At 67.2% G+C, this 14877-nt stretch carries 12 protein-coding genes; 4 read left to right on the forward strand and 8 right to left on the reverse strand.

Going from position 1 to position 14877, the window contains the following annotated elements; translation table 11 throughout:
- Positions 1-7: 7 nt before the first annotated feature.
- Complete coding sequence (locus VMT40_RS03040) at positions 8-1483, reverse strand: cytochrome ubiquinol oxidase subunit I (protein ID WP_326356431.1); 1476 nt, start codon at positions 1481-1483, stop codon at positions 8-10.
- 186 nt (positions 1484-1669) lie between these two features.
- Entirely contained in the window at positions 1670-2596 is a 927-nt protein-coding gene (locus VMT40_RS03045) for an aminodeoxychorismate lyase (protein WP_326356432.1), read from the reverse strand.
- A 326-nt stretch (positions 2597-2922) separates the two neighbouring features.
- Between VMT40_RS03045 and ygfZ the strand changes: the two genes are divergently transcribed.
- The 4 genes from ygfZ to VMT40_RS03065 all read left to right on the forward strand — a co-directional run bounded on the left by ygfZ (position 2923) and on the right by VMT40_RS03065 (position 6092).
- Positions 2923-4038, forward strand: a complete 1116-nt coding sequence (gene ygfZ, locus VMT40_RS03050; RefSeq protein ID WP_326356433.1) for a CAF17-like 4Fe-4S cluster assembly/insertion protein YgfZ — start codon at positions 2923-2925, stop codon at positions 4036-4038.
- The gene (locus VMT40_RS03055) at positions 4035-4703 is read left to right on the forward strand and encodes an MOSC domain-containing protein (protein WP_326356434.1); all 669 of its coding nucleotides are present in this window, start codon (positions 4035-4037) and stop codon (positions 4701-4703) included. The genes ygfZ and VMT40_RS03055 overlap by 4 nt, the downstream gene beginning before the upstream one ends.
- Positions 4704-4729: 26 nt before the next feature.
- On the forward strand, positions 4730-5692 hold the full coding sequence (locus tag VMT40_RS03060; protein WP_326356435.1) for an asparaginase: 963 nt from the start codon (positions 4730-4732) through the stop codon (positions 5690-5692).
- 187 nt (positions 5693-5879) lie between these two features.
- Positions 5880-6092: a DUF3073 domain-containing protein gene (locus VMT40_RS03065; protein WP_326309800.1), complete on the forward strand. Its 213-nt coding sequence runs from the start codon at positions 5880-5882 to the stop codon at positions 6090-6092.
- Positions 6093-6379: 287 nt separating this feature from the next.
- Here the strand turns inward: VMT40_RS03065 and purM are convergent, their stop codons facing one another.
- From purM to VMT40_RS03095, 6 genes are all read right to left on the reverse strand, one after another.
- Positions 6380-7459, reverse strand: coding sequence for a phosphoribosylformylglycinamidine cyclo-ligase (purM, locus tag VMT40_RS03070; RefSeq protein ID WP_326356436.1), 1080 nt, complete (start codon positions 7457-7459; stop codon positions 6380-6382).
- A gap of 98 nt (positions 7460-7557) precedes the next feature.
- The gene (locus VMT40_RS03075) at positions 7558-9282 is read right to left on the reverse strand and encodes an ABC transporter ATP-binding protein (protein ID WP_326356437.1); all 1725 of its coding nucleotides are present in this window, start codon (positions 9280-9282) and stop codon (positions 7558-7560) included.
- Complete coding sequence (locus tag VMT40_RS03080; RefSeq protein WP_326356438.1) at positions 9275-10285, reverse strand: ABC transporter permease; 1011 nt, start codon at positions 10283-10285, stop codon at positions 9275-9277. The genes VMT40_RS03075 and VMT40_RS03080 overlap by 8 nt, the downstream gene beginning before the upstream one ends.
- Positions 10285-11355: an ABC transporter permease gene (locus tag VMT40_RS03085; protein ID WP_326357171.1), complete on the reverse strand. Its 1071-nt coding sequence runs from the start codon at positions 11353-11355 to the stop codon at positions 10285-10287. Before VMT40_RS03085 ends, VMT40_RS03080 begins: the two co-directional genes overlap by 1 nt.
- Positions 11356-11378: 23 nt before the next feature.
- On the reverse strand, positions 11379-12932 hold the full coding sequence (locus VMT40_RS03090) for an ABC transporter substrate-binding protein (protein WP_442789921.1): 1554 nt from the start codon (positions 12930-12932) through the stop codon (positions 11379-11381).
- 310 nt (positions 12933-13242) lie between these two features.
- A complete protein-coding gene (locus VMT40_RS03095; protein ID WP_326356440.1) occupies positions 13243-14826 on the reverse strand; it encodes an ABC transporter substrate-binding protein in 1584 nt (527 codons plus the stop codon).
- Positions 14827-14877 lie beyond the last annotated feature (51 nt).

Genomic DNA, 14877 nt, shown 5'->3' on the forward strand with positions numbered 1-14877 from the left:
TCGGCTCCTAGTAGGCGAAGGAAAGCTTCTCGACGGAGTCCCCGGTCATCTTCGGGGTTTCCGCCTCGGCGGCGGGTTGGTCCGGTCCGGCGATCACGTACCGGCGCATGAGGTAGAACCAGCCGATGGCCAGCAGACCGTAGAGCGCCGTGAACACGATCAGCGAGGTGAGGATCGTGCCCGCCGAGACCCCGGACACGCCCTGCTGCACCGTCATTCGGATGTGCTGGTCGCCGGTCGGGTTGGGTGCCACCACCCACGGCTGGCGGCCCATCTCGGTGAAGATCCAGCCGGAGATATTGCCCAGGAACGGGGTGGCGATGGCGATCAGCGACAGCCACGAGAACCAGGTCTGATCCGGGATCCGGCCGCGGCGGGTGACCCAGAATCCGGCCAGCACCAACAGGATCGAGCCCGCCATCCAGGTGATCATGGCGCGGAAGGACCAGTAGGTGACGAACAGGTTGGGCCGGTAGTCGCCGATGCCGTACTTCTCGTTGTAGGTCACCTGCAGGTCCTTGACGCCCTGCAGGGTGACGCCGGTGAAGTCGCCGGTGGCCAGCCACGGCAGCACGTAGGGCACCTCGATGAGGTGGTCGACGCTGTCGCAGTTGTTGTGGGTGCCGACGGTCAGGACGGAGAAGTTCGGATCGGTTTCGGTGTGGCACAACGATTCCGCGGAGGCCATCTTCATGGGCTGCTGTTTGAACATGAGCTTGCCCTGGATGTCACCGGTGAAGACGAGCGCGACGGCCGCGATGAGGATCACGTACAGGCCCAGGCGCGCGCTCGGCCGCCACATGGTGCGGGCCTCCTCGAGCGGGGCCTCGCTGTTCTCGGCCTTGGCCTTGCGCGCGTTGCGCACCATCCACCAGCCCGCGATGCCCGCGACGAAAGTGCCGGAGGTGAGGAAGGATCCGGCCACCACGTGTGGGAAGGCGGCGAGGGTGGTGTTGTTGGACAGCACCGCCCAGATGCTGTGCAGTTCGGCGCGGCCGGTGTTCGGGTTGTACTCCGCGCCGACCGGGTGCTGCATGAACGAGTTGGCGGCGATGATGAAGTACGCCGAGGCGTTGACGCCGATGGCGACCAGCCAGATGCACGCCAGGTGCACCTTCTGCGGTAGTCGCGTCCAGCCGAAGATCCACAGGCCCAGGAAGGTCGACTCCATGAAGAAGGCGACCAGTGCCTCCATGGCCAGCGGTGCGCCGAACACGTCGCCGACGAAGCGGGAGTATTCGCTCCAGCCCATGCCGAACTGGAATTCCTGCACGATGCCGGTGGCGACGCCGAGGGCGAAGTTGATCAGGAACAGCTTCCCGAAGAACTTGGTGAGCCGCAGCCAGTGCTCTTTCCCGGTGATCACCCAGGCGGTCTGCATGCCCGCGACGAGCGGAGCGAGGCCGATGGTGAGTGGCACCAGGATGAAGTGGTAAACGGTGGTAATTCCGAACTGCCAGCGCGCCAAATCTACGACGCTCATCCGACCTCCCTGCCGATCTACGACATGACGTAGTAACCGACACTACGCCCACTGGTCTTCAGATCAACATGCGCCGCGCCACAGTGCGCCGAAAATTTGCCGAGTGGTGACCTATTGCCTGCCAAGGACTCCGCGTCGCCCGGGCGAAACGGGGACCAAATCAGGCGAAAGGCCCTAGAACCCGCATCACCAATCGGCGAGGCTGCCCGGCAACGCGATCCCGCGGTTCACCATCTCGATGATCTCGCCCGCGTTGTCGGGGGCCGACATCCGCAGCCCGTCCAGCGAATTGACCCGCGCGGCCAGGGTTACCGAGGACAGCAGCCACACCGCGTCGGCGGTGATCAGGTCCGCGATGAACAGCGGCTCGTACTCGCACTCCCAGCCCGCCTTCTCCGCCTGCGCGAACAGCGCGCGCTGAGTGGTGCCGGGCAGCACGCCATTTCGGGCGGGCGGGGTGATGAGCTTGTTGTCGCGCTGCACGACGACCGTGGAGCGCGGGCCCTCGAGCACCCGGTGCTCGGTGCTGGTGAAGATGACGTCGTCCGCGCCCATCCGCTGGGCGAAGCGCAGCGCCGACATATTGGTCGCGTAGGACAGCGTCTTCGCGCCCAGCAGCAGCCACGGCGCGTTCTGCGCCAGATCGATGGAGATGCCCCGCGACAGGGTGATCACCGAAACACCCTCGGTGCGGGCGATTTTCACGCGCTCGGGGACCGGGACCACCAAAACGTAACCGGTGCTGGCGGGTTCGGCTCCGGCCAGGTCCCCACCCTTGTTTGCCGATACGTTGCCAGAGGTGCCGTGATCGCTGTCACGCCCGCGGGTGAGCACCATGCGCAAGGTCCCCTCGCGCTCGCTGCCCCACTCCTCGGCGGCCATCTCCACCGCGAACCGCCAGGCCTCGAGATCCGGCGCGGGCAGATCCAGCGCCTCGGCCGAGCGCCGTAGTCGCGCCAGATGCAATTCCAATGCGCACGGCACGCCCCCGCGCACCAGCACCGTCTCGAAGATGCCGTCGCCCCGCAGCACACCGATGTCGTCCGCATACAGCAACGGCGCGTCCGGATCCCGGATCGCGCCGTCGAGAGTCACCAGAACCCGTTCCACCATGGCCTCGACCCTATGACAGATGGCCCGCCGACGAGCGATTACCGGATTGGCAAATGCCGCCCGCCGCCGCGCCCGCGCCCGGTCGGCGACGGCGATCACCGCCGTCGGCGCCCGGTCGAAGGCCGGATCAACCACCGATTCCGGGGATAGCTGCGACGATTCCGGTCCTGCGGTCAGTGGCCCTCGCGCACAGCGGCCCCGACCCGATGGACACCACTGGAAGCCGGGTTGACAGCCGGTCGCCGAATCCGCGCCGGGCGTAGAGGAATCGCCAAGGCCGTGCACGCAGTGTGAGACCGCACGGCCCCGCGGGTTAGTGTGGGTTTGTGTCCTCCTCGGTTGCGCCCAGTCCGATCCTGCAGGTTCCCGGGGCTGTCGCGGGGCTGCCGGAGTCTCCGGATGCCGCGGTCGCGTGGCATTACGGCGATCCCTTCGGCGAGCAGCGCGCGGCCGCAACGCGAGTGGCGGTGGTCGATCGCTCCCACCGATTCGTGCTCGCCATCACCGGAAAAGAACGGTTGAGCTGGCTGCACACCATCTCCAGCCAGGCCGTGGCCGACCTGCGCGACGGTGAGTCCGCCGAGAATCTGGACCTGGATCTGAACGGCCGGGTGCTCAATCACTTCGTGCTCACCGAGCTCGACGGCACGGTGTGGATCGACACCGAGGGCGCGCGCGGGCCGGAGCTGCTGAGCTTCCTGCAGAAGATGGTCTTCTGGGCCGACGCCAAGCCGGTCGAGGCCAATGACCATGCCGTGCTGAGCCTGCTGGGCCCCGGTGTGGCCGACCTCACCGAAACCCTCGGCATCCCGGCCCTTCCCGAGACCTACCGCGCCGTGCCGCTGCCCGGCGGCGGCTTCCTGCGCCGCATGCCCTGGCCCACCGCCGATTCCTTCGACCTCGTGATCCCGCGGGATCGGCTGGTCACCTGGTGGACCAAGCTCCGCGACGCGGGCGCGGCGGCCGCGGGCATGTGGGCGTTCGAGGCGCTGCGGGTCGAGGCGCTGCGCCCCCGCCTGGGCCTCGACACCGACGAGCGCACCATCCCGCACGAGGTGAACTGGATCGGCGGCCCCGCCGAACACGGTGCCGTGCACCTGAACAAGGGCTGCTACCGCGGCCAGGAGACCGTGGCCCGGGTGCACAATCTGGGCAAGCCGCCCCGGCACCTGGTGCTGCTGCACCTGGACGGCTCCGCGGATTCCCGTCCCGCGCCGGGTGATCCGGTGACCGCGGGCGGCCGCGCGGTCGGCGTGCTGGGCACGGTCGTCGACCACTACGAATTCGGGCCGATCGCACTGGCTTTGATCAAACGCACCATCCCCGTCGACACCGAGCTCACGGCGGGCCCGTGCGCCGCGTCCATCGATCCGGATTCGGTGCCCGCCCACGACGAGCCGCAGGCCGGTCGGCTCGCCGTCGAGAAGCTGCGCGGCCGGTGAGCACCACCGCCATCGGCCGGGTGCTGGCCGTCTGCGTCGTGCACGCCGAACTCGAGGTGCCCGCCAAGTCTTCCAAGGTCGGCCGCACCGCCATCGACAAACGTCCGGTCCCGCACCGGGTTCCGGTGCGCGCGCTGGGCCTGGACGGCGATCACGTCTGCGACACCAAGCACCACGGCGGCGTGCACCAGGCCGTCTACGCCTACGCCGAGGAGGACGCCCGGCGCTGGGCCGACGAACTCGGCCGCGCCCTCGAACCGGGCTGGTTCGGCGAAAACCTGCGCCTGTCCGGCCTTCCCGTCAGTGACGCGGTGCTCGGCGCCCGCTGGGCCATCGGCGACACCCTGCTCGAGGTCTCCGCGCCGCGCGTGCCCTGCGCGACCTTCCAGTGGCGCACCGGCGAGCCGCAGTGGGTGAAACGCTTCACCGCGCAGGCGGATACGGGCGCCTACTTCCGGGTGCTGGCCGAGGGCACGATCGGGGCGGGCGACGAGGTTCGCGTGGTGCACACGCCCGAACACGGCGTCACCGTGCGCGACCTGTTCACCGGCGCGCACCCCGAACGCCTGGACGCGCTGCTGGAATCCGAGCCCACCCTTTCCGACGACGTGCGCATGCAGATCGAGCGCCACCGTCGCCGCCGGGCCGGGGCGGTCGCCCGATGACATCGACAGCGGAAGGGAATTCGCGAATGAGCGTGGATCTCGTCGAGGTGGTGCGCTCCGGATTCCGGGAGTGCGTGCATCGCGGTTCGGCGGTGATCCTGCGCCCCGACGGGGAACCGCTGGTGGAGGTCGGCGCGGTGCACGGCCCGATCTTCCCGCGCTCGACCAACAAGCCGCTGCAGGCACTAACCCTGCTGCGCAATGGTTTCGAACCGGTCGACGACGCCGAATTGGCCATCGCGACCGCCTCCCACTTCGGCGAGCCCGACCACGTGGAGCTGGTGCAGCGCCTGCTGGATCGCTTCGGATTCACCGAGGACGACCTCGAATGCCCGCCGGACCTGCCCTTCGAGGAGCGGGCCCGCGCCCAGGTGCTGGCGGGCAGCGACCGCGCCAAGGCCGCCCGACGCGTCTATATGAACTGCTCCGGCAAGCACGCCGCCATGCTCGCCACCTGCAAGATCAACGACTGGCCCACCCGCGGCTACCTCGAGGTCGGCCACCCGCTGCAGCAGGCGGTGCTGGAAACGGTCGCCGATGTGACCGGCGAACCGGAGACCGATCTGGGCATCGACGGCTGCGGCCTGCCCATCGTCCCGGTCTCGCTGGTGAATCTGGCCCGCGCCTACGCCACCTTCGCCACCGCCGATCCCGGTACCCCCGAACGCCGGATCGCGGACGCGATTCGGGCCCATCCGCGAGTGATTTCCGGCACTGACGGGCCGGACTTCCGCGTCATGTCCGCAACCCCGGGTCTGGTCTGCAAGATCGGCGCGGACGGTGTGCACGCCGGTGCGCTGCCGGACGGTTCGGCCTTCGCCTACAAGATCGACGATGGCGCGGATCGTGCGCGACTTCCCCTGACGCTGGCCATTCTCCAGCGTATGGGCATCGAATGGACCGACGAGCACGCCGAACTCGCGGCGCCCGCGGTGCTCGGCGGAGGGGCCCGGGTGGGCGTCCTGCGAGCCATCCCCGGGGTCCTATAGCCCCCGGTCGCCAGGCTTTTTCCGGGGCACCAAGATCGGGTGCGCCCGGCCCCGGAACGTTTATCCCCCACTCCTGGAAGCGCGACTGCCAGACACACGCTAAAGTGTTCGTCAGGAAGAGTATTAATTCGAACGGGGCCGCCAAACCCACCCCAGGCCGCCCCGCAGTGACGCGAGGGGGTCAGCCATGGGCCGTGGCCGGGCTAAGGCAAAGCAGACCAAGGTCGCACGGGAGCTCAAGTACAGCTCGCCGACGACCGACTTCTCGAGCCTTCAGCGAGAGCTGTCGGGGAGTCCCTCCGACTCACAGCGGAGTGGTGTGCTTTCCGAAGAGCATGACGCGAGCGATTCGTCGTCGCGCTGGGACGACGAAGACAGCTACGACGACTGGCGTCGCTGACTCCGAGATCGACGTAATGCAGGGGGAGGCCAACGGCTTCCCCCTTTAGCACGTCGTTTTCAGCCGAGACGCAGGCGACGCTGAGGGTTTACCAGCAGCACTAGCGTCCCGTCCGCAACCTTGGACGGGACGTTGATTTGTGTATTCGCGGTGTGTGAGAGTTGCCGTGCCGCACAAAGATTCGGACATACGAATAGCCCCGGTCACTCACTACGAGTGACCGGGGCTTTCGGTTTCGGGGGTTCGGGGGGCGAAGCCCCCTGAGAGTCCCGAGAGTTGGGTTTTCCTCAGAAGCGCGGGTGGTCGCCCACGAGGATGGCGCGCGGGGCGTCGGCGTCCTTGGCCTTCTTCACCGTGCCGAGGGTCCAGCAGTCGATGTGGCGGGCGGTGAGGACGGCCAGCGCGCGGTCGGCGTCCTCGGGCGCGACGACGGCGACCATGCCGACACCCATATTGAAGGTCTTCTCCATCTCGAGCCGCTCCACGCGGCCGCGCTGGGCGATCATCTTGAAGACCGGTGCCGGGTTCCAGGTGCCGCGATCGAGCTCGGCGACCAGACCGGCCGGGAGCACGCGGGCCAGGTTGGCGGCCAGGCCGCCGCCCGTCACGTGGCAGAAGGTGCGCACATCGGTTTCGGCGATCAGCGCCAGGCAGTCCTTGGCGTAGATCTTGGTCGGCTCCAGCAGTTCCTCGCCGAGGGTGCGGCCGAACTCCTCGACGTGTCCGGTGAGGGACATGCGGTCGATGTCGAGCAGCACCTTGCGGGCCAGTGAGTAGCCGTTGGAGTGCAGGCCCGAGGCGCCCATGCCGATGACCACGTCGCCGGGGCGGACCCGGTCCGGGCCGAGCACGGCGTCGGCTTCCACGACGCCGACGCCGGTGCCGGAGATGTCGTAGTCGTCGGCGCCCATCAGGCCCGGGTGCTCGGCGGTCTCGCCGCCGAGCAGGGCGCACCCGGCGATGACGCAGCCCTCGGCGATGCCCGACACGATCTGCGCGACCCGTTCCGGGACCACCTTGCCGACGGCGATGTAGTCCTGCAGGAACAGCGGTTCGGCACCGCAGACCACCAGGTCGTCGACGACCATGGCGACCAGGTCCAGGCCGATGGTGTCGTGCTTGTCGAGGGCCTGGGCGACCGCGATCTTGGTGCCGACGCCGTCGGTGGAGGCCGCGAGCAGGGGCTCCTTGTAGCCGCCCTTCAATGCGAACAGTCCTGCGAAGCCGCCGAGTCCGCCCTGCACTTCGGGACGGCTTGCCTTCTTCGCCAGCGGCGCGAAGAGCTCGACCGCGCGGTCACCGGCTTCGATATCGACACCGGCCGCCGCGTACGAGGCACCGGCGCCGCTGGGGGTCTGTTCAGTCATTGTCGGGGAGAGCTCCAAGCCGAATCGACGGATAGATGCCTGCTCACGGTACCGGAACGCGATAACGACCTTGCACTCGCTACGGTGCCTGCCATGTGTCAGGGCGTGCCCGCCCCCGCGAACAATGTCGCGGTTTCGGTGCGACGACGCCTTTGCTCCAGCGGATCGGGGACGGGCACGGCGGCGACGAGTCGCTGCGTGTACTCCTCGCGCGGGCGGCGCAGAATGTCGTCATTGTCACCCTGTTCGACCACGGACCCGTTGCGCAGCACCACGATCCGGTCCGCCAGCTGATCGACCACCGCCAGGTCGTGGCTGATGAACAGGCACGCCCAACCGCATTCGCGTTGCAGCTCGGCGAACAGCTCGAGCACCTTGGCCTGGACCGAGACGTCCAGGGCACTGGTCGGTTCGTCGGCCACCAGCAGGTCCGGATTCAGCACCAGGGCGCGCGCCAGGCTGACACGCTGGCGCTGACCGCCGGAAAGCTCGTGCGGGTACCGGTTTTCCACCCCGGCCGGAAGCTGGACGTCATCGAGGAGATGCCGCACGCGGTCGCGGGCGGCCGCGCCCTTGGCCTCCTTGTGCACGAGCAGCGGTTCGGCCACGCACTCACCAATGGTGAGGCGCGGGTTGAGGGAGGTGGCCGGGTCCTGGAAGACGAAGCCGAAACGGCGGCGAATGGGCCGCAGCTTACGTTCGGAGAGTCCGGCGATATCGGTGCCCAGCACCCGCACGCTGCCCGCGGTGGGGCGTTGCAGTGCGGCCACACAGCGGCCGATGGTGGACTTGCCGGAGCCGGATTCGCCGACCAGGCCGAGGGTTTCACCCCGGCGCAGCGACAGGGTCACGTCGTCGACGGCCCGGAAGGCCGGGCGGCCGAGCGGGGCCGGAAATTCGACGACCAGGTTCGCGACCTCGAGCACCGTCTCGGCGTCGGCCGGAACGGGTTCGCGGGCGGTGGCCCTCGCCAGACCCGTGCCCGCCACCGCCGCGCAGTCGGCGGAGTGGTCGGCTTCCCAATTATCCGGCAGCACATGCAGTTTCGGCACGGCCGCCAACAGGGCGCGGGTGTACTCGTGCTGTGGGTCGGTGAAAAGCCGGTCCACCGTGGCCTCTTCGACAATGCGGCCCTCCCGCATCACCACCACGCGATCGGCGAGGTCGGCGACCACGCCCATATTGTGGGTGATGAGGACGATGGCCGCGCCGATGCGATCGCGCAGATCCCGCAGCAGTTCCAGGATTTCGGCCTGCACGGTGACATCTAGCGCGGTGGTGGGCTCGTCGGCGATGATCACCTTCGGTTCACAGGCGATGGCGATGGCGATCACCACGCGCTGCTTCTGGCCGCCGGAGAGCTGATGCGGGTAGTAGTCGACCCGCGCCTCCGGATCGGGCAGCCCGACCGCGCGCAGCAGCTCGATCGCCTTGGCGCGGGCCGCCTTTCGCTTCATGCCGGAGTGCGCGCGCAACGCCTCGCCGATCTGGAAGCCGACCGTGAACAGCGGGTCCAGGGCCGCGCCCGGCTCCTGGAACACCATGGAAATGGCCCCGCCGCGCAGCGCGGTGAGTTCGCGCTCGCTCATCTTGGTGACGGCCTTGGTGCCGAGTGTGACCGCCCCGCGCACGCTGGCGGTGGGCGGCAGCAGGCCCATGGCGGTGCGGGAGCTCACCGATTTGCCGGAGCCGGATTCGCCGACCACGGCCAGCACCTCACCCGGATACACCTGGTAGGACACGTTTTTCACGGCCGTGACCGACCCGGCGTCGGTGGCAAAGGTGACGGTGAGGCCGTCGAAGGACAGGACGGGTTCAGGCATTGTCAGCCTCCTTCGCGGATTCCGTGGGGTCGGCCTCCGCCGCGGGCGCGGTGGCGGCGCGGCGGGTGCGCAGCAAGGGGTTGAGCACCTCGTTGAGGCTCTCACCGACCAGGGTCATGCCGAGCACCACCAGCACGATGGCCACACCGGGCCACACGCCGGTCCACCAAATCCCGTTGGAGACATCGGAGAGCGCCTTGTTGAGGTCGTAGCCCCATTCGGCGGCCTGGGTGGGTTCGATGCCGAAGCCGAGGAAGCCCAGGCCCGCCAGCGTCAGAATCGCTTCCGCGCCGTTGAGGGTGATGAGCACCGGCAGCGACTGGGTGACATTGGCGAGGATGTGCCGGAACAGGATTCGCACGGTGGACGCGCCGGTGACCCGCGCGGCGTCCACATACGGTTCCTGCTTCACCGAGATGGTGGCATTGCGCACCACCCGGAAGTACTGCGGCACGAAGATGACGGTGATGGCGATGGCCGCCGACAGGATGCCGCCGAAGCTCGACGACTGCCCGCCCGACACCACGATCGACACCACGATGGCCAGCAGCAGCGACGGGAACGCGTACATGGCGTCCATGAACAGCACCAGGATGCGGTCCACCCAGCTGCCCAGGTAGCCGGACACCAACCCCAGGGGCACGCCGACGAACAGCGACAGCACCAGCGACACCGCGATGACCGACAGCGCGGTGCGCGCACCGAAGATGACGCGCGAGAACACGTCCTCGCCGCGCACCGAGGTGCCGAACCAGTGCGCTGCCGAGGGCGCCTGCTGCCGCGCGAAATCGACGCCGTCCGAGGCGCTCTGGGCGAAGCCGTAGGGCGCGATGAGCGGTGCGAAGATGGCGACCAGGATGAAGCCCGCGACCAGTGCGAGCCCCAGCAGCAGCGTGAAGCGCTGCAGCCCGGAGGTCATGCGCACCAGGCCCATGCCCGGGATGCGCAGCTTGCTTCTGGTGGGTGGTACCGGCGCTTCGACGCCGGTTTCGATGACGGTCATCAGAACCTCACCCTCGGGTCGATCAGCGCCACGATCAGGTCCACCAGGAAGCTCATGACGGCCACCACGATGGCGATGAACGCGACAATGCCCTGTACCGCGACGAAGTCGCGCGACTGCAGGTAGGAGGCGAGCTGGTAGCCCAATCCCTTCCACTCGAAGGTGGTTTCGGTGAGCACCGCGCCGCCGAGCATCATGGCGATCTGCATGCCCATGACGGTCACGACCGGAATCAGGGCATTGCGGAAGGCGTGCCGCCCGGTGACGACGCGGTCGGAAAGCCCACGGGCACGGGCGGCTTCGACGTAGCCCGAGCGCAGCGTCTGGATCAGGTTGATCCGCACCAGGCGCAGGAAGACGCCCGCGGTGAGCAGACCCAGCGCGATCGCGGGCAGCACAGCGTGTTTCAGCACATCCACGATGTAACTCGTGTCGCCGTAGAGGATCGCGTCGACGATCATGATGTTGGTCTTGGGCGACACGTGCTGCAGCTGCAGCTCCACATTGGTGCTGGCCCGCCCGGCGACCGGCAGCCAGCCCAGCTTGACCGAGAAGATCAGCTTGAGCAGCAGGCCGACGAAGAAGACGGGTGCCGCGTACACCAGGATGGCGAACAGCCGCAGGCTCACGTCGCGGGCCGAATCCCGTTTGGTGGCAGCGTATCTGCCCAGCGGCACGCCGACCACGAAGGCCACGATGAGCGACCAGAAGACCAGCTCCAGGGTGGCCGCGCCGTAGGTGACGATGACGTCGCTGATGGCCCGATTGTCCTGGGAGCGGCCGAAATCGCCCTTCAACAGCCCGGACAGGTACTCCCAGTACTGGGTCAGGATGGGTCGGTTGAGCCCGGCGGCCTCCTTGCGCTCCTGGATCTGTTGAGGGCTCAGGCGGCCACCCATGGCGGCGCTGATCGGGTCACCGATCACGCGCATGAGGAAGAACACCAGGGTGACCAGGATCCAGGTGGTCGGGATGATGAGCAGCGCCCTCACCCCCAGGTAGCGCAGCAGCGCACTGTAGCGGGAACTGCTGCCGCGCGGTCGCTTTCCCTCGGGGCGCGCCGGAACCAGCGCGCCCTTCTCCTCGATGGCGGTCACTTGCTCAGCACACCGAAGCGGAACTTGAAGGTGGGGTCGAGGGTGTCGGCGACGCCCTGCACGTTCTTGCCCGCGACCGCGATATTGGTTCCGGCCAGCAGCGGCAGCATGGGCAGGTGGTCATTGGCCAGCGAGAATTGCACCTTCTTCAGGATGTCGGCTCGCTTGGCCGGGTCGGGTTCGGTGGTCTCCGCGGTGAGCAGCGCGTTGATCTGCGGATCCTCGAAGTGGTTCTGCAGCGTGTTGTTCGGTGCGAAGAACGGGGTCAGGTAGTTGTCGGCGTCCGGGAAGTCCGGGAACCAGCCGAACTGGTACAGCGGGTAGGAGTCCTTCACCCGTTCATCCTGATACGAAACCCACTCGGTCGACTGCAGATTCACCTTGAACAGCCCGGTGGCCTCGAGCTGGTTCTTGATGGCCGCGTACTCCTCGGAGCTGGAGCCGCCGTAGTGATCGGAGTTGTACTGCAGGTTCAGCGTGACCGGAGCCGCGACACCGGCGTCGGCCAGGAACTTGGCGGCCGCGTCCTTGTTCGGCTTGGCGCCGTAGAGGTCCTTGTACGGTTCGGTCGCGCCGGTCGCGCCGGGCACCACCGAGGAGTAGGCGGGCTTGTAGGTGCCCTTGTAGACGCCGGTGGCCAGGGCGTCGCGATCGACGCTCGAGGCGATCGCCTTGCGCACGGCCAGCTTCTGGGCCGGGGTGCCGCCGGGCATGGTGTTCATGTTGAAGACGATGTAGCGCAGCTCGCCACCGGGCCCCTCATGCACGGTGACCTTGCTGTCGTTGCGCAGCGAGTCGACATCGGTGGGGCTCAGGCTCCGGTAGGCGACGTCGATATTGCCGTTCTGCACATCGAGTTTCAGGTTGGCCATCTCGGCGTAGTACTTGACCGAGACGCCGCTGTTCTTGGGCTTGCCGAACAGGCCGTTGTAGTCCGGGTTGGCCTTGTAGTCGACCAGCTTGTTCTTCTCGTAGCTGGTGATGGTGTACGGACCCGAGAACGCGTTGGTCTTGACCACGTCGTTGTCGTCGAGCACCTTGTCGGCCGGGAAGCTCTTCTCGTCCACGATGATTCCGGCCTGACTGGGCAGCACCGAGGCGAAGGTCTGGTCGTTGGCGACCTTCAGCGTGAAGTTGACGGTCTTCTCGTCGGGCGCGTCGGTGTGGTCCAGGTTGCCCAGCAGCGAGGCGGGACCGTTGGGATCGTTGATCTTCAGGATGCGGTCGAAGGAGAACTTCACGCTCTTGGCGGTGAGCGGGTTGCCATTGGCGAACTTCAAACCGGGCTTCAGGGTGCAGCTGTAGACGGTCGGCGCGGTGAAGCCGCACTTCTCGGCGGCGTCCGGTTCGGGAACGGTCTTGCCGGGCGCGAAGTTCAGCAGGGTCTGGTAGATCTGCGTCTCGGCCTGCAGCGAGCCATTGTCGTAGGCGAGGGCCGGATCCAGCGAGAAGATCTTGTCGGTGGTGCCGACCACGAGGCCCGCGCCACTTCCCCCGTCCCCGGTGCGCCCGGAGCCGCAGCCCGCGGCCACCAGTGCGATACCTGCCATGCCGACCGCGGCGAAGGTCCTCGCCCGGTTCGTCTTCGAACCCATAGTGCTCAACTCTCGAACGTCGGGCGGCGGACGTCCGGATCGCAGACCTCACACCGCCACAGCTTGATGTGTCTCGGCGCACCGTAGTAACGGAATGTTGCCGCTGTGTTGCTTTTGGACAGATGAATAAATCGAACTCTGCCGAACCTGGTTATAACCAGCAAAAACTCCGGCAAAATTCTTCTCTGCGTGAATAATTTTTAGTTCTCTTGAATAACTAGTTACCGGCCCGCCCGCCCCTCATTGCCGGGCGGGCCGGAACCGGTTATTTGCTCAGCACACCGAAGCGGAACTTGGAGGACGGATCCAGCGTGCTGTCCACGCCCTGCACGTTCTTGCCCGCGACGGCGATCTGGTTACCCGTCAGCAGCGGGACGATGGGCAGGAAGTCCGCCATCAGATCGTGCTGCAGGGTAGCCAGTACGGCGGCCCGCTTGGCCGGATCACCCTCGGTCAGTTCGGCATTCAGCTCGGCGGTGATCTTCGGGTCCCCGAAGTGGTTGCGCAGGAAGTTGTCCTCGGTGAAGAACGGGCGCAGGTAGTCGTCGGCGTCCGGGTAGTCCGGGAACCAGCCGAACTGGAAGGCCGGGTAGCCGTCGGAGGACCGGGCCTTCTGGTAGGCCACCCATTCGGTGGACTGCAGGTTCACCTTGAACAGGCCGGTGGCCTCGAGCTGGTTCTTGATCGCCGCGTACTCCTCCGAGCTGGCCGAGCCGTAGTGCTCGGTGGTGTACTGCAGGCTCAGATCGACCGGCGTGGTCACACCCGCGTCGGCCAGGAACTTGGCGGCCGCGTCCTTGTTCGGCTTGGCGCCGTAGATGTCCTTGAGCGCCTCGGTCGCGCCCGGAACACCCTTGGGCACCGGCGAATACAGTGGCGACCAGGTCCCCTTGAAGACATTGGTGGCCAGCGCGTCGCGGTCGATGGTGGTGGCGACGGCCTTGCGAATGGCCAGCTTCTGCGCGGGATTGCCGCCGGGCTGGGTGTTCAGGTTGAACACGATGTAGCGGGTGTCGCCGCCGGGCGACTGATGCACGGTCACCTTGGAGTCGTTGCGCAGCGAGTCCAGGTCGGTCGGCGAGAGGGTGTGCCAGGCGACGTCGATATTGCCCTGCTGCACATCGAGTTTCAGGTTCGACGCCTCGGCGTAGTACTTCACCGTGACGCTGTCGTTCTTGGGCTTGCCGAACAGGCCGTTGTAGTCCGGGTAGGACTTGTACTCGACCAGCTTGTTCTTGTCGTAGCTGGAGATGGTGTACGGGCCGGAGAACGGCTTGGCCTTCACGATGTCCTCGTCGGCGAGGACCTTGTCGGCCGGGAACACCTTCTCGTCCACGATGGCCGCCGCCTGGGTGGGCAGGATGGCCGGGAAGGTCTGGTCATTGGCCTGCTTCAGGGTGAAGTTGACCGTCTTGTCGTCGGGCGCGTCGGTGTGATCGAGGTTGTCCAGCAGCGCCTTCGGGCCCTGCGGGTCGTCGATCTTCACCATGCGGTCGAAGGAGAACTTCACGCTCTTGGCGGTGAGCGGGTCGCCGTTGGCGAACTTCAAACCCGGCTTCAGGGTGCAGGTGTAGACGGTCGGGGTGCTGAATCCGCACTTGTCGGCGGCATCCGGCTTCGGCGTGGCGTCACCCGCCGGGAAGTTCAGAAGGAACTGGTAGACCTGGGTTTCGGCCAGGAGGGAACCATTGTCGTAGGCCTTCGCCGGATCCAGCGAGGTGACCTTGTCGGTGGTGCCGACCAGAATTCCGCCACCACCGCCGCCCCCGGTCTTCCCGGAGCCGCAACCGGCTATGGCGAACACGGCCAGTCCGGCGAACCCGACTGCCGCAATTCTTTTCGCGCGCATGTACTGCCCTTGCTCTCGAACACGCAGCGCCGACGGCCGGGTCACTGGCCC

This window comes from Nocardia sp. CDC160 (assembly GCF_035818795.1).
Classification (GTDB): Bacteria; Actinomycetota; Actinomycetes; order Mycobacteriales; family Mycobacteriaceae; genus Nocardia.